The sequence below is a fragment of the Achromobacter spanius genome (genome assembly GCF_002812705.1).
Classification (GTDB): Bacteria; Pseudomonadota; Gammaproteobacteria; order Burkholderiales; family Burkholderiaceae_B; genus Achromobacter; species Achromobacter spanius.
The window spans coordinates 1,311,975-1,332,983 of sequence record NZ_CP025030.1; the positions used below are offsets into that span (position 1 = coordinate 1,311,975).

The following is a 21,009-nucleotide window of genomic DNA, read 5'->3' on the forward strand; positions in this document are numbered from 1 at the left end:
GGCCATCCTAGGCTTCTGCCTTCAATGACAGCAGTCCTACAGGTTTATATTTGTATAAACGCCATTTATAGGTGCACGGCCGTGAAGAACCCGGACTTGAATCTGCTGATGCATTTCGACGCCTTGATGGCGTGCCGTAACGTGTCGCGCGCGGCGGACACACTGAACATCAGCCAGCCGGCGATGAGCGCGGCGATGAACCGGCTGCGGCAATTGTTTGGCGACCCCTTGCTGGTGCGCGAGGGGGGCACGTGGCAGCCGACGCCACGCGCACTGGAGCTGCATCAGAACTTCAAGCCTTTGCTGGAAAGCTGGCATCGCGCAACGCGTACGCGCGAGGCATTCGACCCGGCGCATTCATCGCGAACGCTGTCGCTGTATGCCACGGACTATGTGCAGTACACCTTGCTGCCGAAGCTGATCCCGCGTCTGGCGGTGGATGCGCCGCATTTCCAGTTGCAGATCGTGCCGGCGCGGCCGCAGCATGGCTTGAGCATGCTGGACACGAACCATGTGGAGTTGATTGCGGGCTATTTCCCGGATCCGGCGCCGGATCTGCGCACGCGGTTCTTGTATCAGGAGCCTGCGGTGTGCATCGTGCGCGAAGGCCATCCGTGTTTGCGCAAGCGTTGGAATCTGGATGCGTACCTGCGTTATGGCCATCTGGACCTGGCGGCGCATACGCGCTATTTCAGCACGGCGATCGACCGCATTCTGTTGGGGCAGAACCGCAGCCGCAAGATCGTGGCGACGCTGTCGAGTTATCTGGTTTGCCCGTTCATTGTGGAAGGGTCAGATCTGATTGCGACGATGCCGGTCAGCATCGCTCGGGCGATGGCGGGCGCGGCGCGGATCGTGACGCAGAAGGTGCCGCTGACGTTGCCACCGATTGCGGTGTCGCTGTACTGGCACGAGCGCTATCAGGATGACCCCGCGCACGCCTGGCTCAGGCAGTACCTGGCGGGCGTGCTGGGGTAGCGTGGGGTGCTATTTCAGCGGCAGACAGATGCGGGTTTGCAGCTGGGCGGGCGGGGTGGTGCGAGGGTCGTTCAGGTATTGCTCGAACATGGGGATGTCGGCGGGGACCAAGCCGCTGGCGGGTAGCCATTCCGAGAACATCCATTGGTAGGGCGTGGCCATTTCGTTGTAGGGGCCGGTGTAGGTGAGGATGGCGCAGCGGGTGGCGGGGATGTCGAAGCGTTCGAGTTCGTCGCCGAGGTCGGCGTCGGGTTGGACGACCATGCCGGCCAGGGAACGCAGTTGGCTGGCTGGCACTTGTTCGGGATCGTCAAAGTAGATGCCGAAGCCGGTGGACTCGGGGTTGGCGATGCCACGGCCCAAGGCAAGCAGGAAGGCGCGGGTGAAGACGGGTCCGATGTCTTGGTAGCTGCCTTGGTGGGGCAGGACGGCCAAGGTGGCGCCGGGAAAGTTTTCGAGGACGATGGGGTACATGGCAATCTCCTGGGAGGCTAGGGGTAGGGAGCGCGCGGCGCGATACCGGCCCGGCGGGATGCCGAATAAAGCACCGAAGGCCCGGTTGAACGCAGCGTCGGAGTCGTAGCCGGCGCGTTGTGCAACATCCCTGAGCGAGGCCTGCGAATCCGCCAATGCCGCCGCGGCACGATGCATGCGGAGGCGCTGGACGGTGGCGTTGACCGTTTCGCCGATCATGGCGCGGTAGACCCGGTGAAAGTGATACGGCGACAGGCAAGCCAGGTCGGCAAGCTGGTGCAGATCGGGGTCGGCGTCAGGGTGGGCGGCAAGCCAACGCAAAACGGGGTCGAGGCGTTCGATGTAAAGGGTTCGGGTTTCGGGCTTCATGCTTGCTCCTTGGAGGGCAATGTAGCTTTGGGTGATTTGCGGATTTTGCGGTTTTTTGGAGGGGTGCGGGGATTTGACGGGGGGATGGTGGCGCCTTGGGACGCTCGGCGGGGCGCGTTCTGGTGGCGCACGGCGGGGCGGCGGCTGGTGGGGAGCGGGTCAACGATTGCGGTCCGGAGCCTTCGCTCCGGACTGCCCCCTTGTCATCCTCGTTGCCGCCCGCGGCGGCTGCCTTCGGATTCCCTCGGGCTGATCGACTCCCCGCCCCCCACCAGCCACCACCCCACCATGCTCGAATTGCGGCAATCTGGCGTCAGCGGGGGAGACCTGCGTGCTTGGCATTTTGGCGCACGGTGTCGGTGGCATGAAAGATCTTGCAGGGCCGCCCCAGGCCGGCCGCGCGGGCGGCCTTTTGGGGCTTACGCAATGTGCCAATTCTCGGACTGAAGCGATGTGCCAATGCTTGGACTGACTCATACATCGTAGGATGGGTGAAGCGCGTCCGGGTCTATGCAAGGGCGACGACGACAAACGCGCGTAACCCATCACCTCACCCCCTCAATACCCCCGCCCCGGATCATAAATATTCGGCAACGCTTCCCCACGTTCATTGGCCGCAATCAACCACGACGTATGACGGGCGCGTTCCTTGCGGTCCGGAATCGCCGCGCAATGCGGCGTAATAATCACCCCCGGATGCGACCACAACGCCGACTCCGCCGGCAACGGCTCGGCTTCAAACACATCCAACACCGCCTGATGCAACTGGCCACTATCCAACGCGGCAATCACATCTTTCTCCACCATGTGCGCGCCTCGCCCCGCGTTGATCAGGCTGGCGCCGCGCGGCAACTGCGACAAGGTGGTGGTGTTCAATATGCCCTTCGTCGCCTCCGTCGCCGGCAACAAACAGACCAACAAATCGGTATTGCCCAGGAACTCGCCAAACTGCGCCTGACCCGCATAGGACGGCAAACCTTCCAGCTTGCTGGCCCCGCGTGACCAGCCGCTGACTTGAAAGCCCACGCGCGACAGCAATTGGGCCGCCGCCACGCCCAGATGCCCCAGCCCCATGATGCCCACGCGCACATCGGCGGCCACGCGCAGGGAATCAAAAAGCTCCCAATGGCGGCGTGCCTGGTTATCCACAACCCGCTTGATATCGCGCGTCAGCATCAGCGCAGAGGTCAGCACGAACTCGGCCATTTCGGTCTGGGTTCGAGCGGTGACCATGCGCGCGATGGGCAGGTGGCGTGGCAGTTGCGGGTCGGCCAGGATGTGGTCGACGCCGGCGCCAGCGCTGATGATCAGTTTCAGGTTGGGAAAGGTGGCCAGGCGGCCGGCGTCGGGCGCCCAGACCAGCGCGTAGTCCACGCTGGCGGGATCGACGTCTTCATGCCAGCCCACCACGTCCAGGCCGGGCGCAAAGGTATGGAACTGCGCGCGCCAGGCGTCGATTGCCTGGGAGCCGCCGGAGTTGATGATGAGCCGCATGGGTCTCTTTCCTTGTGTCGAACGCATCGAACGCTTCGGGCGCGTCGGGCGTGGCGCGCCGTCGGTTTGCGCGCGGCGCCGGTGGTTTATCCACAGGTGCCGCGCCGCAAGATCTTATCAACGTTCGACGGTGCGATTCCAGCGGGCGTTGAAGGCGGGGCGCGCCTTGTTCACGTCGTCCCAGTCCAGGATCTCGGCGTTTTCCATGTAGCCCTGGAAGCGCTTGAGCGCATCGACGTTGTCGGCCGGCGCTTTCACGTTTTTGTTCGACGGAAAGTGGCCGCCCATTTCCAGCGCCTTGGCCTGCGCGCTGGCGGACAACAGGTACAGCGCCAGCTTCTGCGACAGTTCGGGCTCGCTGTTCTTGGCGATGACGCATTCACCCACCATCAGGATCACCGAGCCTTCCTTGGGCTGCGCGTATTCCACCGGAATGTCGCGCTTCTTCAGGCGCGCGATGGCGGTGGGCGTCAGCGGGAAGATGGCGGCTTCGTTGGACTGGATCATCTCGGCAAGCTTGGCCGAGTTGGGGATGTATTCCAGAACGTTGGGGCCGATGGTGTCGGGCCACTTCTTGAAGCCGGGCTCGTAGTTCTTGTCGTCGCCGCCCTGGATGCGGTTGAACATCAGGAAGCCATGCAGGCCGAAGGTGCTGCTGGAGGCCGACTGGAACACCACCTTGCCCTTGTACTTGGGGTCGGCCAGGTCCATCCACGACGTGGGCGGCGCCCAGCCCTTGTCGGCGAACATCTTGGTGTTGTAGCCCAGGCCGGTCATGCCGATGTCGATGCCGGCCGCCATGCGGTCTTTCATCACGGCGGTGGGGTAGAGCTCTTTCAGGACGGGGTCGTCGTTGAGCTGTTGGCACAGGCCCATGGAAATGGCGCGCGCCATGATGCCGTCGTCCAGGAACATGACGTGCATCTGCGGGTTGTCCTTGTAGGCTTGCGCCTTGGCCAGCACATCGGTCGAGGTGCCGGGCACGACGACGATCTTCACGTTGTTGGCTTTTTCAAAGGGGGGGAACACGTACTGCGTGAACGCGCGCTCCATGTCGCCGCCGTTCATGCCGACGTACAAGGTTTTCTGATCCGCCATCGCGCCTGCCGACAGCATCATCAACATCGCCGCGCCCAACAACCGCTTCCCCTTGCTCAGGCGCGATGCGCCCTGTTTCTTATCCATCATGGTGACTCCAGCGTTTGCTCACGAACAGGTCCAGGCCGAGCCACGGCGCCGTGAGCGGCCACCGCGTATCGTTCGATGCGAAACGCATCGATAGGAATGGAGGACTGGCCGCGCACGACCATTTCGGACAACACTTCGCCCACGGCGGGGCCAATCTGAAAACCCGCGCCCGACAGGCCGAAGGCGTGGAACAGGCCAGGCGTGGTGGCGCTGGGTCCCAGCACCGGATTGTGGTCGGGCATGTTGCCTTCCACGCCCGTCCAGAAACGGATGACCTGCGCACCGCGCAGCACCGGCAGCAGCTTCATGGCGTTGGCCATCAGCGCGCCCAGGCCGGCGCGGCCGGGCCGCGCATAGTCCGCGCCGGACGACACACCGCGCCCGCCGCCGATCACGCAATTGCCGCGCGCCACCTGGCGCGCATAGATGCCGCCGCCTTGCACGCCCAGGCTGACGTCCATGAAGACGGGCAGCGGTTCGGTGACCATCATCAAGGGATGGATGGCGGTTTCAGGCACGGCTTCGCCAAAGCTTTGGGCGAACTGTCCGGCCCAGGCGCCCGCGCAATTCAGCAGGTAGCGCGAGCGCACTTCCAGGCCGTCCGCGCGCACGATGAAGCGCGAGCCGTCATGTTCTGCGGTGGTGACGCGCACGCCTTCGCGTACGTCGGCGCCCAGCGCGGCGGCGGCTCGCGCGAAGGCGGGTGACACCAACCTCGGGTTGGCATGGCCGTCTTCCGGGCAAAGCGATCCGCCCACCACGTCCCGGCCGAGCCAGCCGAAGCGGTCGGCAAGGTCGTGGCGGCCAAGCAGCCGCAGGTTCATGCCGAAGCCTCGCGTGCGGTCGCGATACGCTTCCAGCAGCGCCATGTCGGCGTCGGACGCCGCCAGTTTCAAATGGCCGGAGCGCACGTATTCGCCGTCGATGCCGATCAGCGCGGGCAACTGGCCCCAGAGTTCGTGCGCGCGCCGCGTCAGGGGCATCTGTTCCAGGCCGCGTCCCTGGCGGCGCACGCCGCCGTAGTTCACGCCGCTTGCGCGCGCGCCGCACAGCGCGGACTCCAGCAGCACGACGGGCACGCCCGCGCGGCGCAGGAACAGCGCGGCGCTGCCCCCCACGATGCCGCCGCCGATGATGGCCACTTCGGTGTCGATACGCTGCGTCATGCCGACACCTTTTCCTGGCGCTCCAGGCACACCACGCGCACCGGCACGGGCTTGACCGGCGGCTGGTTGCGCAGGCGCCCGACTTCGGCGGGTGTGCGGCCGCAGGCCTGCGCCAGCACCTCGGCTGTGGCCGCGCCGCACATGCGGCCTTGGCAGCGGCCCATGCCCACGCGCGTCAGCGCCTTCACTCGGTTCATCTCTTGTGCCGCCGTGTCGTGCACCGCGCGCCGCACCGTGCCGGCGGTGACCTCTTCGCAACGGCAGATGACGGTGTCATCGGCAATGCTTGCCGCCCAATCTTCCGGAAAGGGAAAGGCGCGTTCCAGCGCTGTCCGGATTCGGCTGTTGGCGGCAAGGTGGCTTTCCAACTCTCTCGCGCGCCGGGCATCCACGGGCTGCCCGATGTCTTCCAGTAGCGCCAATGCGGCGCGCTCGCCCGCCAGTTCCGCGGCATCGGCGCCTGCGATTGCTGCGCCATCGCCGGCCACGTAGACGCCCGGCACGCTGCCGCGCCCGGCGGCGTCACGCCGAGGCGTCCAGTTGCGGTCGCGCGCGTTGAATTCGAATTCGCAGCCGACCAGGCTGGCCAGTTGGGTTTCGGAACGCAGGGCCAGCCCGTAGGCCAGCGCATCGCATTCCACGGTATGTTCGCTCCCGCCTTGGCGGTAGCTCAGGCCCGTGACGCGCGACTGGCCCTGCACGGCTATCGGCCGCACGCCGCTACGCAGCGGCACGCCATGCGCGCGCAACCACGCCATGTAGTACAGCCCCTTGGCCAACAGGCCGGGCGCGCGCAGCATGCCGGGTAGCGCCGCCAGGCGGTCGGCAAAGCGCGACGTGTCCAGCACGGCCGCCACCTGCGCGCCGGCGCGGGCGTACTGGTACGCCACCAGATACAGCAGCGGCCCTGTGCCCATGAACACCACGCGCGACCCGATGGCGCAGCCCTGGAACTTCAAGGCCACTTGCGATCCGCCCAAGGTGTAGACGCCGGGTGTCAGCCAACCGGGAAAGGGCAGCACGCGGTCGGTGGCGCCCGTGGCCAGGATCAGATGCGTGTACGGCACGGCGGTGCTGACGCCATCTTGCAGCACGTCCAGCGTCTTGCCTTCGACGTTCCACACCAGGCTGCCGGGGCGGTAATCCACCTGCGCCAGCAAGCCGTTCATGGCGCGATGCACGGCATCCGCCTTGCGGTGTTCGAATCCATACAGCGCGGACTTTGTGCGTTGGAACCCCGGTGGCGGCTGGCGGTAGATCTGGCCGCCCGCGCGGGGGGCTTCGTCCAGGATCACGGGCCGCAGGCCCTGCGCCACAAGCGCCTGGGCGGCGCGCACACCGGCAGGACCAGCGCCGACGATAACGGGCATCACGATGCTCATGCGATGTCGTCCTCGGGCCAGGCGGCCACCGCCAAGGTGCCGGGCACGGCGGCGGGTGGCAGGGGCGCGCTTTGCAGGCGCATGCCGGGCTCGATGAAGGTGGAACACGCGCGCAGGCGCGAGCCGTCTTCCAACTGCATCCAACAGTCCTGGCAAGCGCCCATCATGCAAAAGCCGGCGCGAGGCGCGCCGCTGAATTCGGAATGGCGCAGGCGCTCGGCCTGCGTCAGCACGGCGGTCAACACGGTGTCGCCCGCAAAGGCTTGGCAGGCTTGCCCGTCCAGCGTGAAGGGCACGGCGGGCCGGGCCGTTTCGGCCAGGCGTTTCAGTATTGCCATGATGCCGGCGCCTCTCTTTTCGCCATCGGCAAGGGTTTCATTTCTGCCCCACCAGCACGCGGTCCAGGCCATACACGCGGTCCAGCAGCAGCATGGTGACGGCAGTCAGCACGATGACCAGCGCGGACACCGCCGCCATCATCGGGTCGATGGATTCGGTGGCGTACATGTACATGCGCACGGGCAGGGTGATGGTGGACGGCGCAGTGATGAACACCGACATCGTCAGCTCATCGAAGCTGTTGATGAAGGCCAGCAGCCAGCCCCCCGACACGCCGGGAATGATGAGCGGCAAGGTCATCTGGAAGAACACCGTGGCGCGGCTGGCGCCCAACGATAGGGCGGCGTGTTCAATCGAGCGGTCAAAGCCGACCAGCGCGCCGATCACCAGCCGCATCACATACGGCGTGATGACGACGACGTGCGCGGCCACCAGCCACGGAAAGCTGCCCGCCATGCCCATCAGCGCGAAGAAGCGCAGCAGCGCCACTCCCAGCACCAGGTGCGGAATCATCAGCGGCGACAGGAACAAGCCGTTCAACACATCGCGCCCCGGAAAGCGGTAGCGCGTGATGGCGATGGCGGCGGGCACGGCCAGGCAGACGGCAATGGTGGCTGACAGGAAGGCCAGCCACAGGCTGTTCTGGAATGCCTGCATGAAGTTGGGATGCTCGAACACGGCGCGGAACCAGCGCAGCGAAAAGCTGGTGGTGGGCACCGTCAGGGTGGTGTCCGGCGTGAACGCCACCAGGCACACGATGGCGAGAGGGGCCAGCACGAACACCACCACCAGGAAGTTGAACGCCAGCGCGAAGGGGCCATTTTTCTGCATGTTGGTTCCTTGGCGCCTTAGCCCAGGCTGCGGCGGTAAGAGCGTTCAACGACGCGGTTGTAGGCCATCATGATCACGACGTTGACCACCAGCAGAATGATGGCAATAGCCGCGCCCAGCGGCCAGTTCAGCTCGGTCAGGAATTCGTCGTACACCACGGTGGCCACCATCTTCAGGCGGCGTCCGCCCAGCAAGGCAGGAATGGCGAATGAGCTTGCCGACAGGCCGAACACGATCAGGCTGCCCGACAGAATGCCCGGCATGGCCTGCGGCAGCACAATGCGTGTCAGCGTCTGAAAGCGCGAGGCGTTCAGCGATAGCGCGGCATGCTCGACGGTGGGGTCCAGTTTTTGCAGCGAGGTCCACACGGGGATCACCATGAAGGGCAGCATCACGTGCACCAGGCCGATGATGACGGCGGTGGGCGTGTACAGCAGCGGCCCCAGCCCCAAGGCGTCGGCGGCACGGCCCACGACACCGTGGGGGCCCAGCAGCATGCTCCAGCCAAAGGCGCGCACCACCAGCGAGATCAATAGCGGCGACAGCACGACCAAGAGGAAGATGGAGCGCCAGGGCTTGCCCATGCGCGACAGGATGTAGGCCTCGGGTGCGCCGATCAGCACGCAGATCAGCGTGGTCACGCCGGCGATCCAGAAGGTGCGCCAGAAAATCTCAATGAAGTAGCTGTCGGTCACCACCGCCAGATAATGTTCAAACGTATGGCCCGGCAGGATGCCCGCGCTGTAGTCGAACGGACGGAAGGACAGCACCAGGGTCAGCCCCAGCGGCGTCAGCACCAAGGTCAGGAAGACGATGGTCAGCGGGATGGAACCCAGGATGGCAAGCAGGCCGTCGTTGCGGGGCTTGGGGCCGGCCGCGGCGTGAGTCAGCGTTGCCATGTCAGGCGGCCTCTTGCACGGCCGGGGCGGCCGGGGCGGCCGGGGCGCGCAAGACGCGCAACACGCCCTCGGCCCAGTCCAGCCCGATGGCCTCGCCATCGTCATGCGGGCGGCGGCCGTCGTTGGGCGTGAGGACGGTCAGCGTGCCCACCGGCGAATCCAGGTCGTACATCCATTGGCTGCCCAGGAAGTAGCGCGTGCTGACCACACAGGCCAGCTTGCCCTGGCCCGGGGGCACCGGCACCAGTTTTTCCGGGCGCAGCGACAACTGCACGTTGTCGCCGTGGCGCAAGCCTTCGCCGTCGACCAGGACGCGCAGCGCGCCGGTCTCGATTTCGGCCTGCTCGCCGCAGCGGGTGACGCGGCCGGGCAGCAGGTTGGTCTTGCCCACAAAGCGCGAAATGAATTCGCTTTGCGGATGTTCGTACATGCGAAAGGGTGCGTCGACCTGCGTGGCGCGGCCGTCCTGCATGACCACCACGCGATCGCTGATGGACAAGGCTTCGGCCTGGTCATGCGTGACCATGACGGTGGTCGTGCCGATCTTCTTCTGGATGCCGCGCAGTTCAAACTGCATGTCTTCGCGCAGCTTGGCGTCCAGGTTGGACAGGGGCTCGTCCAGCAGCAGCACGGGCGGGCGGATGACCAGCGCGCGGGCCAGCGCCACGCGTTGCCGCTGGCCGCCGGAAAGCTCACGCGGGTAACGGTCGGCATGCTTGTCCAGCTTCACCAGCGCCAGCGCTTCGCGCACGCGCTCCTGGCGTTCGGCACGTTCGACCTTGCGCATCTTCAAGCCGAAGGCCACGTTGTCGGTCACGGTCAGGTGCGGGAACAGCGCATAGCTTTGGAACACGATGCCCAGCCCGCGCGTGTTGGGCTTGGCGTGGGTGATGTCGCGCCCATCAAGCGTGATGACGCCCTGCGTCACGTCCGCGAAGCCGGCAATCATCTGCAAGGTGGTGGTCTTGCCGCAGCCCGACGGCCCCAGCAGCGAGACGAATTCCCCTTTTTCAACGGTCAGGTTCAGATCGGAAACGACGCGCAGGTCGCCGTAGTTCTTCGAGACGTTGTCCAGCCGCAGAAATGACATTTTCCAAACCCCGTCGCCCGGTGCGGGCGTTGTGCCGCCCGTTGATCCGGTTTCCCGGTGCGGCGGCTTATTGATGGGGCAGTCTAGGATTCGCGAAAAGGCAGGGTCAATTAGGGTTTTCCGAAGAATCGAATTTTTTATTGGTACTTTCCAGTAGACTGAATTTATTGATAAAAATACGGTTAGATATTTTGTTAAGCGGAATTCAATAATGAAGAAATCAGAGACAGCGGACGATTCTGGCGGCCAGGGCGTGTTGCAGCGGGCGTTTGCCGTGCTGCGCGTGCTGGCCGATGCCAAGGGGGAAAAGCTGCGCCTGACCGACATCGCGGCGCGTACCGGGCAGGCGCAGGCCACGGTGCACCGCGTGCTTCAGGGTTTGATGCAGGAAGGCGTGGTGGAGCAGCCCGCGCAAAGCAAGGGGTATCAGTTGAGCGTGGCGTTCTTTGCACTAGCGGCGGCGGCAGGCACGCACCAGTCCAGCCTGCGTTCGCTGTACCGTCCCGCCATGCTGCGCCTGTCGGGCATGTTGAACGACACCATCTTTCTGCTGGTGCGCAGCGGCTTTGACGCGGTCTGCGTGGACCGCGTGGATGGCGCGTTCCCGGTGCGTTCGCATACCGGCGATATCGGCGGGCGCGTGCCGCTGGGCATGGGTCAGGGCGGTCTGGTGCTGCTGGCCAGCCTGCCGGAAGCCGAACGCGAAGAAGTCATCCGCTTCAACATTCCGCGCTTGCACCATCTGGGGTTTGTGGACGAAATTTCGATGCGGGTGCGCATCAAGGAATGCCTGGAACGGCGCTACGCGCGCAGCCAGGGGCAGGGCGTTTTCCCGAACATCGCGGGGCTGGCGGTGCCGGTCTACGACCCCAACGGCGTCACGGTGGCAGCGCTAAGCGTGGCTGCCCCCATTGAACGCATCGACGACGAACGCCTGCCGCTGATCGTTGAAATGCTGCGCCGCGAAGCCGACGCGGTAGGCGCGCAGATCAACCCCTTCGACCCGGCGTTGCGCCGCCCCAGCCAGTACCTGGGCGCAGGTAACGGCGGTTGATGGCGGGGGGTGGGCGTCGGTAGCGGCGGATGATGTCGGCGTGGACGTCAGTAACGGCGGTTGACGTCGGGGTGGGGCGCTGGCGGTAGGATGGGTGCAGCGCGCGATGCCATACCCAAGAACGACGCCGCCGATCGCGCGAAACCCATCAAGCAACGCCGGAACCCGAAATAACCCAGCCACATCTTGGCGGTGGTTCGATGGGTTGCGCGCGTTCGTCACAGGCGTCCTTGCCGCGAATCCTGCGCGCTTCACCCATCCTACGAGTGGCCGTAGGCTGGGTGTCGCGCGCGACGCGGTCGCAAAGGACCACGCCGCCGATCGCGCGAACCCATCAAGCAGCCCCCGCCCCAAAACCCCCCAACAACATCACGTCGGATACGTGCCCGGCAGCAGAATACTGCGATCGCCCACCTCGATATTGCGGCGGCCGCACAGCGCCATCGTCGTATCCATTTCCTTGTACAGCAGCTCCAGCACGCGGGTGACGCCCGCCTGGCCATACGCGCCCAGGCCGTACAGGAAGGCACGGCCGATCATCGTGCCGCGCGCGCCCAGCGACACCGCCTTCAGGATGTCCTGGCCGGAACGGATGCCGCCGTCCATCCAGACTTCAATCTTCGAACCCACCGCATCCGCAATCGCCGGCAGCGCGGCGATCGACGACATGGCGCCGTCCAGTTGGCGCCCGCCGTGGTTGCTGACGATCAACGCGTCGGCGCCGCTGTTGGCGGCCAGTTGCGCGTCTTCCACATCCAGGATGCCCTTGATGATGAGCTTGCCGCCCCAGCGCTGCTTGATCCATTCCACGTCGTCCCAGCTCAGGCGCGGGTCGAATTGTTCGGCCGTCCAGGCCGACAGCGACGACAGGTCGCTGACGCCCTTGGCGTGCCCGACGATGTTGCCGAAGGTACGGCGCTTGGTGCCCAGCATGCCCATGCACCAGCGCGGCTTGGTCGCCAGGTTGATCAGGTTGCGCAGCGTGGGCTTGGGCGGCGTCGACAGACCGTTCTTGATGTCTTTGTGGCGCTGGCCCAGGATCTGCAAGTCCAGCGTCAGCACCAGCGCGGTGCAGCCGGCGGCCTTGGCGCGGTCGATCAGGTTGGCCACGAACTCGCGGTCGCGCATCACGTAGAGCTGGAACCAGAACGGCTTCCTGGTGGCTTCGGCCACGTCTTCCAACGAGCAGATGCTCATTGTGGACAAGGTGAACGGCACGCCGAAATCCGCCGCGGCCTTGGCCGCCAGGATCTCGCCATCGGCATGCTGCATGCCGGTCAGGCCGGTGGGCGAAATCGCCAGCGGCATCACCACGTCATGGCCCACCATCGTGGTGCGCAGCGACCGGCCTTCCATGTTCACCGCCACGCGCTGGCGCAGCTTGATCTTGTGGAAATCGCTTTCATTGGCGCGGTAGGTGCCTTCGGTCCAGGCGCCGGAATCGGCGTAGTCGTAGAACATGCGCGGCACGCGCTTTTGCGCGACGACTCGCAGATCTTCGATGCAGGTGATCGTAGAAAGGTTAGCGGTCATGAGAGGTCTGAGGAGTGAGAGAGGGGCGCCAGCTAGTTTTGTATTCTTGGAATCTGGAGCCGCCGGCTGCGGGCGGCTGCGCCGCAACGCTTGGGCGACAGGCCCTGCGGCGCCGCCCAGTATACGCGCCGAGGCCGGCAAGCGTCGCTTGCCGGCCTCGTTCGCCCCCCCTCTGACTGGGGCTCTACGGCCCCGTCGCCCGAGCTATCGCGGCCAGACCTTGCTGACCGCGCGTATGGTTGCCCACGCCACCCAACGCGGGCTGGTCAGCCGCGCGCCAGGCAAGCGGCGCATCACATCCACGGCCAGCCCGCCGCGCTTGTGCCACTGCTTCTTGCGCGTCTGGCTATCGGTCCAGCGGCCTTCCAGCCACGGAAATTCGCGGCGCCCCGGCTTGTAGACCGGCGGCGTGTTGTAGATCAGGATGTACGCCAGCCGCGGTGACGGCGACGTGTTCGGCCCGGTGAAGTGCAGCGTGCGGGCGTCGTGGACGGTGATGCCGCCCGGATCCAGCGGTTCGGCCACCGCCTGGTCGCGCCGGAAGTCGCCGCAGCATTCCAGCGGATGCAGGCTCTTGTCGCCGCCGGGTGAACGATGCTCCAGCACGTCCCATTTGTTGGACCCGGGGATGAACTGCATGCAGCCGTTTTCCACGGTGGCGGGTTGCAGCGCCAGCCAGATGCTCAGCTCGTTGTAGACGAAGTCGGGCGAGCGGAACGCCTCGTCCTGGTGCCACGGCGTTTCCGGGCCGAACGGGCCAGGCTTGAGCAGTGCGTGCTCGCCATAAAGCGCCGCCTCTTCGCCCAGCAATTGCCGCGCCAGGTCCAGCGTACGCTCGTGGTAAGTCGTCTTCAGCAGACCGGGGGCATAATGACGCGGATCGTGCAGGCTTGGAAACTTCGCGGGCTTGGACGGGTCGTCGCGGCTGACGAAGTCATACTGCGCACCCTCGTTGTATCCCGTTTTATTCGCGAACAAGTCCAGCAGGGTGCGGCGGATGTAGCCCACCTCATCCTGCGGGCACATGTCCTTCAGGGCCAGGTAGCCCTGATCCCTGTAGCGCGCTGTCTCAGCTTCCGACAACAAACTGGTCTCTTCCATAATGGCTTCTCCAAGCTCTAGTAGCGGGTGTTCCCGTTGGCACGTTTTGACATGAGCACTAACGTATCGCTTCGATGCCCACCGGGCCTATAGACCATCCGCTGTAGCCTTATCCGCCTACTCATCCCATTGGCGGCGCATCATCCGAAGGAAAAATCCATGCACGACCCTAGAACCGACTCCCCTATCGAAACCGTCCTCGTGTCCGTCAGCGGCACGGTGCAAGGCGTGGGGTATCGCCACGCCACCGTGCGGCGCGCCCACATGCTGGGTGTGACGGGCTGGGTGCAGAACCTGCTGGACGGCACGGTCGAAGCCCTGGTGCAGGGCACGCCCGACCAGGTGGATCACATGCTTGAGTGGTTGCGGCGCGGCCCGCCGGGCGCGTCCGTACAGGAAATCACGACGCGCCGGGAATACACCGACAAGCGTTACATCCGCTTCGAACAGGTGTAGGCAGGGAGTAGACGGGGAGTCCGCGGTTCAGCGCCCTCGGCGTTAAGCCGTAGTCCGGTCGGCCGAGGAGTTGAGGCCGGGCGGAGACGGTGGCTGCGACGAGCTTGGTAACGCGGTTCAACGAGCAAATCAGCGGCTGCGCAGCCAGCGCCCGCCGACCTGATTGATGATCAGGCCCGCCAACACGCCGGCCGCGCCCAGCCACTGCAAGGGCTGCAACTGTTCGCCAAACGCCATGGACGCCGCCCACAGGCCCACCACCGGCACCAGCAGCGAGAACGGCGCGATCTTGGCCGCCGGGTGGCGCGTCAGCAAGCCTGTCCACAGCGTGTACGCCACCAGCGTCGCCAGCACCGCCAGGTACAGCACCGACAGCGCCTCGCCCCAGCCGATGCCGGTGATCATGCCCACCACGGGCTCCCAGCCATCGATCAGCACGGCCAGCAGCAGGAACGGCAGCACCGGCGCGGCGCTGCTCCAGGCAATGAAGGCAAAGGGGTCGTAGCCGGGCGCCTTGCGGCTGGCACGCCGCACGATCATGTTGGACGCTGCCCACATGAACGCAGCGCCCAGGGTCAGCCCAAAGCCCAGCATGGTCATCTGGCCCGGCCCTTCGCCCCGGCCGCCCGCAATCACCGCCAACCCCAGCGCGGCCACGCCCAGGCCGATCCAGTGATGCCGCCGAGCGCGTTCGCCCAACACAGGCGCCGCCAGCAGCAAGGTAAAGAATGCCTGGGTCTGGATAACCAACGAAGCCATGCCGGCCGGCATGCCGAATTTCAGCGCGGTGAACAGCAGGCCGAATTGGCCCAGCCCCTGCACCAGCCCGTAGGCCGCGATCCACTGCCACGGCAGTTGCGGCCGGCGCACGAAAAGAATCAGGGGAAAGGCAGCCAGCGCGAATCGCAACGCGCCCAGCATCATGGGGGACAGGCCCCGCATGCCGACCTTCATGACTACAAAATTAAGACCCCATATGACCACAACCGCCAGCGCGCAGAAATAGTCTTTTCGGGTGAGGTGAGTCGTGGACATGCGGCATTATCGCACCGCCGGAACCTGCCGGCAGCGTCGATGAACACGGGGTTTCAGGGCCAGTTTTCAGCGCTGGCTTTCAGTGATTTTTCAGTGACTTTCAGCGCTTTTCGAGCACCGCCGCGAAGGCCTGGACAGCGCTGTCGATGTCCTCGTCCTCGATGTGGCGATGGGTGACGCAACGCAGGCGCGTGCGGCCCCAGGGGCGCGTTAGCAGGCCTTCGGCTTGCAAGGCCGCCACCCACTGCGTGTTGGTCATGCCGGAGTCGGCGGTCTCGACTTGCACGATATTGGTCTGCGGCACCGTGGCCGACAAGGCCGGCGCCAGACGGTTGATGCCATCGCTCAAGCGGCGCGCGCGCACGTGGTCTTCGACCAGCCGGTGGGTCATCGTCTGCACGCCTTCCAGGCCGGCCGCCGCCATGATGCCCGACTGGCGCTGCGTGCCGCCCAGCATGCGGCGCAACGTGCGCGAGCGGGCCATCACGGCCTTGCTGCCCACCAGCACCGCGCCCACGGGTGCGCTCAAGCCCTTGGATAGGCATAGCGACACCGTGTCGGCGTACTGCGTGATCTCGGCCGCCGGCACGCCCAGCGCCACGGCCGCGTTGAACAAGCGCGCCCCGTCCAGGTGCACGGGGATGCCGCCGGCGTTGGCCATGCCGTACACCGCGCGCATGTGCTCCAGCGGCAGGACGGCGCCCCCGGCGTTGTTGTGCGACGTTTCCATCGCCACCAGCGCCGTCTTCAGCCGGTGCCCACCGGACAACAGCGCCTCTTCAAGCCGGTTCAGGTCCATCGCGCCATCGGTGCCGGACACGCCCTGGTAGAACAGCCCCGTAAAGGTGGCCGCGCCGCGCTCCGACGTGTACATGTGGGCGGACGATTCCAGCACCACCTGCTCGTTACGCTGCGTTTGCGCCAATACGGCAAGCAGGTTGGCCATCGTGCAACTGGGCACGAACAGCCCGGCTTCCTTGCCCAGCAGGGCCGCCACATGGGCTTCGAGTGCGCGCACGGAAGGGTCGCCATCCAGGCCGTCGTCGCCGATCGGGGCGGTGCGCATGCGTTCGTACATGGCCGCCGTGGGATGGGTCACCGTGTCGCTGCGCAGGTCGACGGGATGGGCGGGATGGTCGGCGGGAGTCCGCTGGGTCATGGGTATCAATGCTGCAAAATCTTGGAAAGAAACTGGCGCGTGCGCGGGGCACGCTCCTCGACATTGCCGAAGAACTCGTCCTTGACGCAGTCTTCGACAATCTTGCCGCCGTCCATGAAGATCACACGGTCGGCAACGCGGCGGGCAAACCCCATTTCGTGGGTCACCACCATCATCGTCATGCCTTCGCTGGCCAGGTCGGTCATGACGTCCAGCACCTCGTTGACCATCTCGGGGTCCAGCGCCGAGGTGGGCTCGTCAAACAACATCACCACGGGGTCCATCGACAGCGCGCGCGCAATCGCCACGCGCTGCTGCTGGCCGCCCGAGAGTTCACCGGGGTGCTTGTCCTTGTGCGCCGACAGGCCCACGCGCTCAAGCAGCGTCAGCGCCCGGGCGCGGGCCTCTTCCTTGCCACGGCCCAGCACCTTGGTCTGGCCCAGGCACAGGTTTTCGGTCACCGACAGATGCGGGAACAGTTCAAAGTGCTGGAACACCATGCCGGCCACCGAACGCAGCTTGGGCAGGTTGGTGCGCGGGTCACCCACCGAAATACCGTTGACCACGATGTTGCCCTTCTGAAAGGGCTCCAGCGCGTTCACGGTCTTGATGAGCGTGGACTTGCCGGACCCCGACGGCCCGCACACCACCACGACTTCACCCTTGCCGACTGTCGTCGTGCATTCATCCAGCACCTGAAAGGCGCCGTACCACTTGCTGACCTGCGAGATCTCGATCATCGGAGGCGTCGAAGATAGTTGCATCGCTAAACCCTATCGCAGCACACGGGTGCGCTTTTCCAGTAGTTTGACCAGGCGGGACGCCGTGAAGCAGATCACGAAATACACCACCGCCACGAATAGATAAAGCTCCACCAGCCGGCCATCGCGCTGGCCGATCTTGGACGCCGCGCCCAGGAAGTCGGTCAACGACAGCACATAGACCAGCGACGTGTCCTGGAACAGGATGATCACGCGGGTCAACAGCGCGGGAACCATGTTGCGAAACGCCTGCGGCAGCACCACGTAGCGCATGCCCTGCCACGGCGTCAGGCCGATTGCCATGCTGGCCGACACCTGGCCGCGCGCAATCGACTGAATCCCCGCCCGCATGATTTCGCAAAAGTACGCGGCCTCGAACAAGGTGAAAGTGATGACCGCCGAATTGAACGCCCCCACGCGCAGGGGCGTGGCCGAACCCACCACCCAGGCGGCGATGTACGGCATCAGGAAGTAGAACCAGAAGATCACCAGCAGCAGCGGAATCGAGCGCATCACGTTCACGTAGATGCCCGCCGGCACCGACAGAATCTTGAAACGCGACAGCCGCATCATCGCCAGCAGCGTGCCCAGCGCCAGGCCCATCACCGCCGCCAACGCCGTCAGCGTCAAGGTGAACGTCATGCCCGTCTGGAACAGATAGGGCAGCGCGGTCGAGATCACGTCGAAATCAAATTTACCCATCGCGATCCCCTATCGGCTCAGGGCGGCGGTCTTGACCGCGGCCGGACCGGCTTTGCTGGTCGCACCGATCAATCCGGGCACCGCGATGTGCCGTTCAAGCAGGCGCATGCCCAGCACGACAATGCCGTTGAGGATCAGGTAGATCACCGTCGCGGCGGAGAACGCCTCGAAGATGTGGAAGCTGAATTCCTGCATCGAACGTGCCTGGCCGGTGAGCTCCAGCAGGCCGATCGTCAGCGCCACCGAGGAATACTTGATGGTGCCCATGAACTCGGACGTCAGCGGCGGCAGCACGATGCGAAACGCCTCGGGCAGGATGATGTAGCGGTACACCTGCACCTCGGTCAGCCCCAGGGCGGTCCCCGCCTGGAACTGGCCACGCGGCAAAGACTGGATGCCGGCGCGCAATTGCTCGGCCACGCGCGCCGAACCATAAAACCCCAGGCACAGCACGGCAGGCACGAATTGCCCCCACGGCTGCGGCATCTGCTTCATCGCCAGGCCCCAGGCATGCGGCAGCAATTCAGGCAGCACGAAATACCACAGGAACATCTGCACCAGCAGCGGCACGTTGCGGAACAGCTCAACGTAGGTCGCTCCCAGCACGTTCATCACGCGCGACTGCGCCGTGCGCATCACGCCCAGCCAAGACCCCAGCAACAGCGAAAAGACCCACGCGGTCAGCGCCAGCGCCAGCGTCCAGCCCACGCCGATCAGCAGCGTTTCCAGGAAGGTGTGCACGCCGTCCGGCGACATCTCCAGGAAGACGCTCCAACTCCAGTTGTAATTCATGCCCGTGCCCTAGATGGCGGCGCCGTGCGTGGCGCCTTGCCCCAAAACCGCCGCGGGACGCCTGGGCGTCCCGCGGACAAGCTGCTGATTACTCGTATGCCTTCGGGTCACCCGAGTCGGTCGGGTTGGCCAGCGCGCGCTTGAGCGCATCGCTCATCGGATACTTCAGGTTGATCTGCTTCGGGGGAATCGGCGAATTGAAGTACTTGTTGTAGATCGCCGCGACCTTGCCGGTCTTCATCAGGTCCACCACGGCGTCGTCCACCACCTTCTTGAAGGCGGGGTCGTCCTTGGGTTCCATGATGCCGTAGGGCGCCATTTCCAGGCCCTTGGTGCCGATCACGAACGCATCCGGATTCTTCGACGAGGCCACGGCGCCATAGGCGATGCCGTCGTCGTTGGCCGACCCGGCGGCACGGCCCGATTCCACCATCAGGATGGTCTCGGCGGTGTCCTTGGTGGGCGCCATCGTGATGCCCAGGTTACCCTTGGCGTTCAATTCCGAGATCAGGCGGAAAGTCTGGCCGCCGGCTTGCGCGGCGATGGTCTTGCCCCGGAACGATTCCAGATTGTTGGGATCCACACCGCCGTCCTTGCGCGCCACCAGCACCACCTGCGCCACGAAGGTCGTGGGCGCGAACGACACCAGCTTGTGGCGCGCCAGGTTGTTGGTGGTGTTGCCGCATTCCAGGTCAATGGTGCCATTGGCCAGCAGCGGGATGCGCGTGGCGGAAGTCGTCGGGTTGTAGCGCACTTCCAGCTTGGGCAGCTTCAGCGTGGTCTTGATGTGTTGCACCACTTCCTGGCAGATCTCGACCGAGTAGCCGATGGGCTTCTGATTGCCGTCGAGATAGGCAAAGGGGACCGAGGTCTCGGGGTGGCCGAGCGTGATCACGCCGGTTTCGCGGATCTTGTCCAGGCGGCTGGTGCCTTCGGCGTGGGCGGTGGCCGTGCTGCCCAGCAGGGCGGCAGCAACGGAGATCGCGGCAAATGCTTTCATCTGATTCCCTTGGCGCCGTGCGATCGGCGCGTGTTTGTAGTCACGATCGGCGGCGCCGGTTTGTCCGGCGTCCGCCACGTCCCGCGATGAGCCCCGCGGCTGGCAAAAAGTATCAACTAGCAGTATGGTTTTATCCAGTTCCAATCAGGTATTCCTCTATACGGATTTGATATGGCCATTCCACGGATGGGCTTAAGACACATCGAGGCCTTTCGAGCCGTCATGATGACCGGCTCGATGACGGCCGCCGCGCGGCGCGTGCATACCTCGCAGCCGCACGTTAGCCGCTTAATTGCGCAATTGGAAGCCATCACCCAGTTTCCCTTGTTCGATCGCAATGGCAGCCGCCTGAGCCCCACACAGGACGGCTCGCGCTTCTTTCAAGAGGTGGAAAAAACCTTTATTGGCCTGGCCGGCCTGGAGTCGGCGGCGGCCAGCATCCGCTCGTTCAGCGCCAGCCGCCTGAGCGTGGCGGCCATGCCACGGCTGGCGGGCGGCATGCTGGCGCGCATCGTCGCGGCCTTCAAGACCGAGTACCCCGACGTGATGGTGTCCATCCATTCGGGCAACGCCAGCGCGGTGCACAACTGGATCAGTTCGGGCTTTTGCGACACGGGGCTGGCCATGCTGTCGGGCGACAGCCCCGGCATCCAGGTCGAACCCGTGATGACGATGAACTGCGTGGCGGTGCTACCCAAGGGGCACCGCCTGACCAAGCTGAAAAAGCTCAAGCCCGCCGACTTCGCGGGCGAACCCTTCATCGCCTTTCCCAGCGCCACGCCGCTGCGCGAAAAGATCGACGCCGTCTTCAAGTCCGCCAAGGTGGAACGGCAGACGGTGGCCGAAGCGGGCCTGGGGTCATCGGTGTGCGCGCTGGTGGGCGCGGGCCTGGGCGTGGCGCTGATCAACCCCTTGGCCGCGCGCGAAGAGTACGAGGCCAACGGCGTTGAAGTCCGCCCGTTCAGCCCGGCGGTGCCGGTGACGGTGGCCTTGCTGTATCCGCCGTATCACACGCGCACGCGGCTGGTCAGCGTGTTCTCGCGCTACGCGCATCAGCTGATGAATGAAGAGATGGCGGATCTGAAGGCGCGGCCGCCACGGTGAAGGGGCCGGCCTTTGCCGCCTGCTGGATGAAGGACCTTTCCAGATAGTCGGCCGCTTCGCCAGACTGCTTCAGCGCCTGCCATTGCGCCAGGTTCAACTGCG

The 21,009-nt window shown here is 65.2% G+C and carries 21 protein-coding genes; 4 read left to right on the forward strand and 17 right to left on the reverse strand.

Annotated features, from left to right (window positions below; genetic code table 11):
- Nucleotides 1–81 precede the first annotated feature (81 nt).
- On the forward strand, nt 82–978 hold the full coding sequence (locus CVS48_RS05900; RefSeq protein WP_242001356.1) for a LysR family transcriptional regulator: 897 nt from the start codon (nt 82–84) through the stop codon (nt 976–978).
- Nucleotides 979–987: 9 nt separating this feature from the next.
- Here CVS48_RS05900 and CVS48_RS05905 read toward each other — a convergent pair whose 3' ends face one another.
- The 9 genes from CVS48_RS05905 to CVS48_RS05945 form a co-directional block, all read right to left on the reverse strand.
- Nucleotides 988–1,821 (reverse strand): AraC family transcriptional regulator, encoded by an 834-nt coding sequence (locus tag CVS48_RS05905; RefSeq protein ID WP_100853666.1) that lies wholly within the window; start codon nt 1,819–1,821, stop codon nt 988–990.
- Between the two features lie 558 nt (nt 1,822–2,379).
- Entirely contained in the window at nt 2,380–3,315 is a 936-nt protein-coding gene (locus tag CVS48_RS05910) for a 2-hydroxyacid dehydrogenase (protein WP_100853667.1), read from the reverse strand.
- Nucleotides 3,316–3,432: 117 nt separating this feature from the next.
- The gene (locus CVS48_RS05915) at nt 3,433–4,503 is read right to left on the reverse strand and encodes an ABC transporter substrate-binding protein (RefSeq protein WP_167400951.1); all 1,071 of its coding nucleotides are present in this window, start codon (nt 4,501–4,503) and stop codon (nt 3,433–3,435) included.
- Entirely contained in the window at nt 4,500–5,669 is a 1,170-nt protein-coding gene (locus CVS48_RS05920; RefSeq protein ID WP_100853668.1) for an NAD(P)/FAD-dependent oxidoreductase, read from the reverse strand. The genes CVS48_RS05915 and CVS48_RS05920 overlap by 4 nt, the downstream gene beginning before the upstream one ends.
- Nucleotides 5,666–7,051 carry an FAD/NAD(P)-dependent oxidoreductase gene (locus CVS48_RS05925; RefSeq protein ID WP_100853669.1) on the reverse strand — a complete coding sequence of 462 codons (1,386 nt, stop codon included), beginning with the start codon at nt 7,049–7,051 and terminating at the stop codon, nt 5,666–5,668. The genes CVS48_RS05920 and CVS48_RS05925 overlap by 4 nt, the downstream gene beginning before the upstream one ends.
- Entirely contained in the window at nt 7,048–7,389 is a 342-nt protein-coding gene (locus tag CVS48_RS05930) for a (2Fe-2S)-binding protein (RefSeq protein ID WP_100853670.1), read from the reverse strand. The genes CVS48_RS05925 and CVS48_RS05930 overlap by 4 nt, the downstream gene beginning before the upstream one ends.
- Nucleotides 7,390–7,426: 37 nt before the next feature.
- Nucleotides 7,427–8,221 carry an ABC transporter permease gene (locus tag CVS48_RS05935; RefSeq protein WP_100853671.1) on the reverse strand — a complete coding sequence of 265 codons (795 nt, stop codon included), beginning with the start codon at nt 8,219–8,221 and terminating at the stop codon, nt 7,427–7,429.
- 17 nt (nt 8,222–8,238) lie between these two features.
- Nucleotides 8,239–9,120: an ABC transporter permease gene (locus tag CVS48_RS05940; protein WP_100853672.1), complete on the reverse strand. Its 882-nt coding sequence runs from the start codon at nt 9,118–9,120 to the stop codon at nt 8,239–8,241.
- A gap of 1 nt (nt 9,121) precedes the next feature.
- Nucleotides 9,122–10,210 carry an ABC transporter ATP-binding protein gene (locus CVS48_RS05945; RefSeq protein WP_100853673.1) on the reverse strand — a complete coding sequence of 363 codons (1,089 nt, stop codon included), beginning with the start codon at nt 10,208–10,210 and terminating at the stop codon, nt 9,122–9,124.
- A gap of 211 nt (nt 10,211–10,421) precedes the next feature.
- Between CVS48_RS05945 and CVS48_RS05950 the strand changes: the two genes are divergently transcribed.
- The gene (locus CVS48_RS05950; RefSeq protein ID WP_100853674.1) at nt 10,422–11,264 is read left to right on the forward strand and encodes an IclR family transcriptional regulator; all 843 of its coding nucleotides are present in this window, start codon (nt 10,422–10,424) and stop codon (nt 11,262–11,264) included.
- Between the two features lie 369 nt (nt 11,265–11,633).
- Here the strand turns inward: CVS48_RS05950 and CVS48_RS05955 are convergent, their stop codons facing one another.
- Together CVS48_RS05955 and CVS48_RS05960 are read right to left on the reverse strand one after the other, a co-directional pair.
- Nucleotides 11,634–12,797 (reverse strand): alpha-hydroxy acid oxidase, encoded by a 1,164-nt coding sequence (locus CVS48_RS05955; RefSeq protein WP_100853675.1) that lies wholly within the window; start codon nt 12,795–12,797, stop codon nt 11,634–11,636.
- 204 nt (nt 12,798–13,001) lie between these two features.
- On the reverse strand, nt 13,002–13,898 hold the full coding sequence (locus CVS48_RS05960) for a phytanoyl-CoA dioxygenase family protein (protein WP_046804032.1): 897 nt from the start codon (nt 13,896–13,898) through the stop codon (nt 13,002–13,004).
- Nucleotides 13,899–14,057: 159 nt separating this feature from the next.
- Here CVS48_RS05960 and CVS48_RS05965 point away from each other — a divergent pair, with 159 nt between their 5' ends.
- On the forward strand, nt 14,058–14,354 hold the full coding sequence (locus tag CVS48_RS05965) for an acylphosphatase (protein WP_100853676.1): 297 nt from the start codon (nt 14,058–14,060) through the stop codon (nt 14,352–14,354).
- Between the two features lie 129 nt (nt 14,355–14,483).
- Here the strand turns inward: CVS48_RS05965 and CVS48_RS05970 are convergent, their stop codons facing one another.
- The 6 genes from CVS48_RS05970 to CVS48_RS05995 all read right to left on the reverse strand — a co-directional run bounded on the left by CVS48_RS05970 (nt 14,484) and on the right by CVS48_RS05995 (nt 19,803).
- Entirely contained in the window at nt 14,484–15,389 is a 906-nt protein-coding gene (locus CVS48_RS05970; RefSeq protein ID WP_100853677.1) for an EamA family transporter, read from the reverse strand.
- Between the two features lie 100 nt (nt 15,390–15,489).
- On the reverse strand, nt 15,490–16,548 hold the full coding sequence (locus CVS48_RS05975; protein ID WP_100853678.1) for a threonine aldolase family protein: 1,059 nt from the start codon (nt 16,546–16,548) through the stop codon (nt 15,490–15,492).
- 5 nt (nt 16,549–16,553) lie between these two features.
- A complete protein-coding gene (locus tag CVS48_RS05980; protein ID WP_050447375.1) occupies nt 16,554–17,288 on the reverse strand; it encodes an amino acid ABC transporter ATP-binding protein in 735 nt (244 codons plus the stop codon).
- 33 nt (nt 17,289–17,321) lie between these two features.
- Entirely contained in the window at nt 17,322–18,011 is a 690-nt protein-coding gene (locus CVS48_RS05985; RefSeq protein WP_100853679.1) for an amino acid ABC transporter permease, read from the reverse strand.
- A gap of 9 nt (nt 18,012–18,020) precedes the next feature.
- A complete protein-coding gene (locus CVS48_RS05990; protein ID WP_100853680.1) occupies nt 18,021–18,803 on the reverse strand; it encodes an amino acid ABC transporter permease in 783 nt (260 codons plus the stop codon).
- An 88-nt stretch (nt 18,804–18,891) separates the two neighbouring features.
- Entirely contained in the window at nt 18,892–19,803 is a 912-nt protein-coding gene (locus tag CVS48_RS05995; protein WP_100857529.1) for an amino acid ABC transporter substrate-binding protein, read from the reverse strand.
- Nucleotides 19,804–19,974: 171 nt separating this feature from the next.
- Here CVS48_RS05995 and CVS48_RS06000 point away from each other — a divergent pair, with 171 nt between their 5' ends.
- Entirely contained in the window at nt 19,975–20,907 is a 933-nt protein-coding gene (locus CVS48_RS06000; RefSeq protein WP_100853681.1) for a LysR substrate-binding domain-containing protein, read from the forward strand.
- Nucleotides 20,908–21,009: the final 102 nt, after the last annotated feature.

Excerpts from the sequence above, each read along its gene's own strand:
- CVS48_RS06000 (WP_100853681.1), top strand. The coding sequence starts at position 19,975 with ATGGCCATTCCACGGATGGGCTTAAGACACATCGAGGCCTTTCGAGCC.
- CVS48_RS05950 (WP_100853674.1), top strand. The coding sequence starts at position 10,422 with ATGAAGAAATCAGAGACAGCGGACGATTCTGGCGGCCAGGGCGTGTTG.
- CVS48_RS05985 (WP_100853679.1), bottom strand. The coding sequence starts at position 18,011 with ATGGGTAAATTTGATTTCGACGTGATCTCGACCGCGCTGCCCTATCTG.
- CVS48_RS05965 (WP_100853676.1), top strand. The coding sequence starts at position 14,058 with ATGCACGACCCTAGAACCGACTCCCCTATCGAAACCGTCCTCGTGTCC.
- CVS48_RS05915 (WP_167400951.1), bottom strand. The coding sequence starts at position 4,503 with ATGATGGATAAGAAACAGGGCGCATCGCGCCTGAGCAAGGGGAAGCGG.
- CVS48_RS05935 (WP_100853671.1), bottom strand. The coding sequence starts at position 8,221 with ATGCAGAAAAATGGCCCCTTCGCGCTGGCGTTCAACTTCCTGGTGGTG.
- CVS48_RS05930 (WP_100853670.1), bottom strand. The coding sequence starts at position 7,389 with ATGGCAATACTGAAACGCCTGGCCGAAACGGCCCGGCCCGCCGTGCCC.
- CVS48_RS05940 (WP_100853672.1), bottom strand. The coding sequence starts at position 9,120 with ATGGCAACGCTGACTCACGCCGCGGCCGGCCCCAAGCCCCGCAACGAC.
- CVS48_RS05920 (WP_100853668.1), bottom strand. The coding sequence starts at position 5,669 with ATGACGCAGCGTATCGACACCGAAGTGGCCATCATCGGCGGCGGCATC.
- CVS48_RS05975 (WP_100853678.1), bottom strand. The coding sequence starts at position 16,548 with ATGACCCAGCGGACTCCCGCCGACCATCCCGCCCATCCCGTCGACCTG.
- CVS48_RS05945 (WP_100853673.1), bottom strand. The coding sequence starts at position 10,210 with ATGTCATTTCTGCGGCTGGACAACGTCTCGAAGAACTACGGCGACCTG.
- CVS48_RS05960 (WP_046804032.1), bottom strand. The coding sequence starts at position 13,898 with ATGGAAGAGACCAGTTTGTTGTCGGAAGCTGAGACAGCGCGCTACAGG.
- CVS48_RS05990 (WP_100853680.1), bottom strand. The coding sequence starts at position 18,803 with ATGAATTACAACTGGAGTTGGAGCGTCTTCCTGGAGATGTCGCCGGAC.
- CVS48_RS05995 (WP_100857529.1), bottom strand. The coding sequence starts at position 19,803 with ATGAAAGCATTTGCCGCGATCTCCGTTGCTGCCGCCCTGCTGGGCAGC.
- CVS48_RS05980 (WP_050447375.1), bottom strand. The coding sequence starts at position 17,288 with ATGATCGAGATCTCGCAGGTCAGCAAGTGGTACGGCGCCTTTCAGGTG.
- CVS48_RS05955 (WP_100853675.1), bottom strand. The coding sequence starts at position 12,797 with ATGACCGCTAACCTTTCTACGATCACCTGCATCGAAGATCTGCGAGTC.
- CVS48_RS05970 (WP_100853677.1), bottom strand. The coding sequence starts at position 15,389 with ATGTCCACGACTCACCTCACCCGAAAAGACTATTTCTGCGCGCTGGCG.
- CVS48_RS05910 (WP_100853667.1), bottom strand. The coding sequence starts at position 3,315 with ATGCGGCTCATCATCAACTCCGGCGGCTCCCAGGCAATCGACGCCTGG.
- CVS48_RS05925 (WP_100853669.1), bottom strand. The coding sequence starts at position 7,051 with ATGAGCATCGTGATGCCCGTTATCGTCGGCGCTGGTCCTGCCGGTGTG.
- CVS48_RS05905 (WP_100853666.1), bottom strand. The coding sequence starts at position 1,821 with ATGAAGCCCGAAACCCGAACCCTTTACATCGAACGCCTCGACCCCGTT.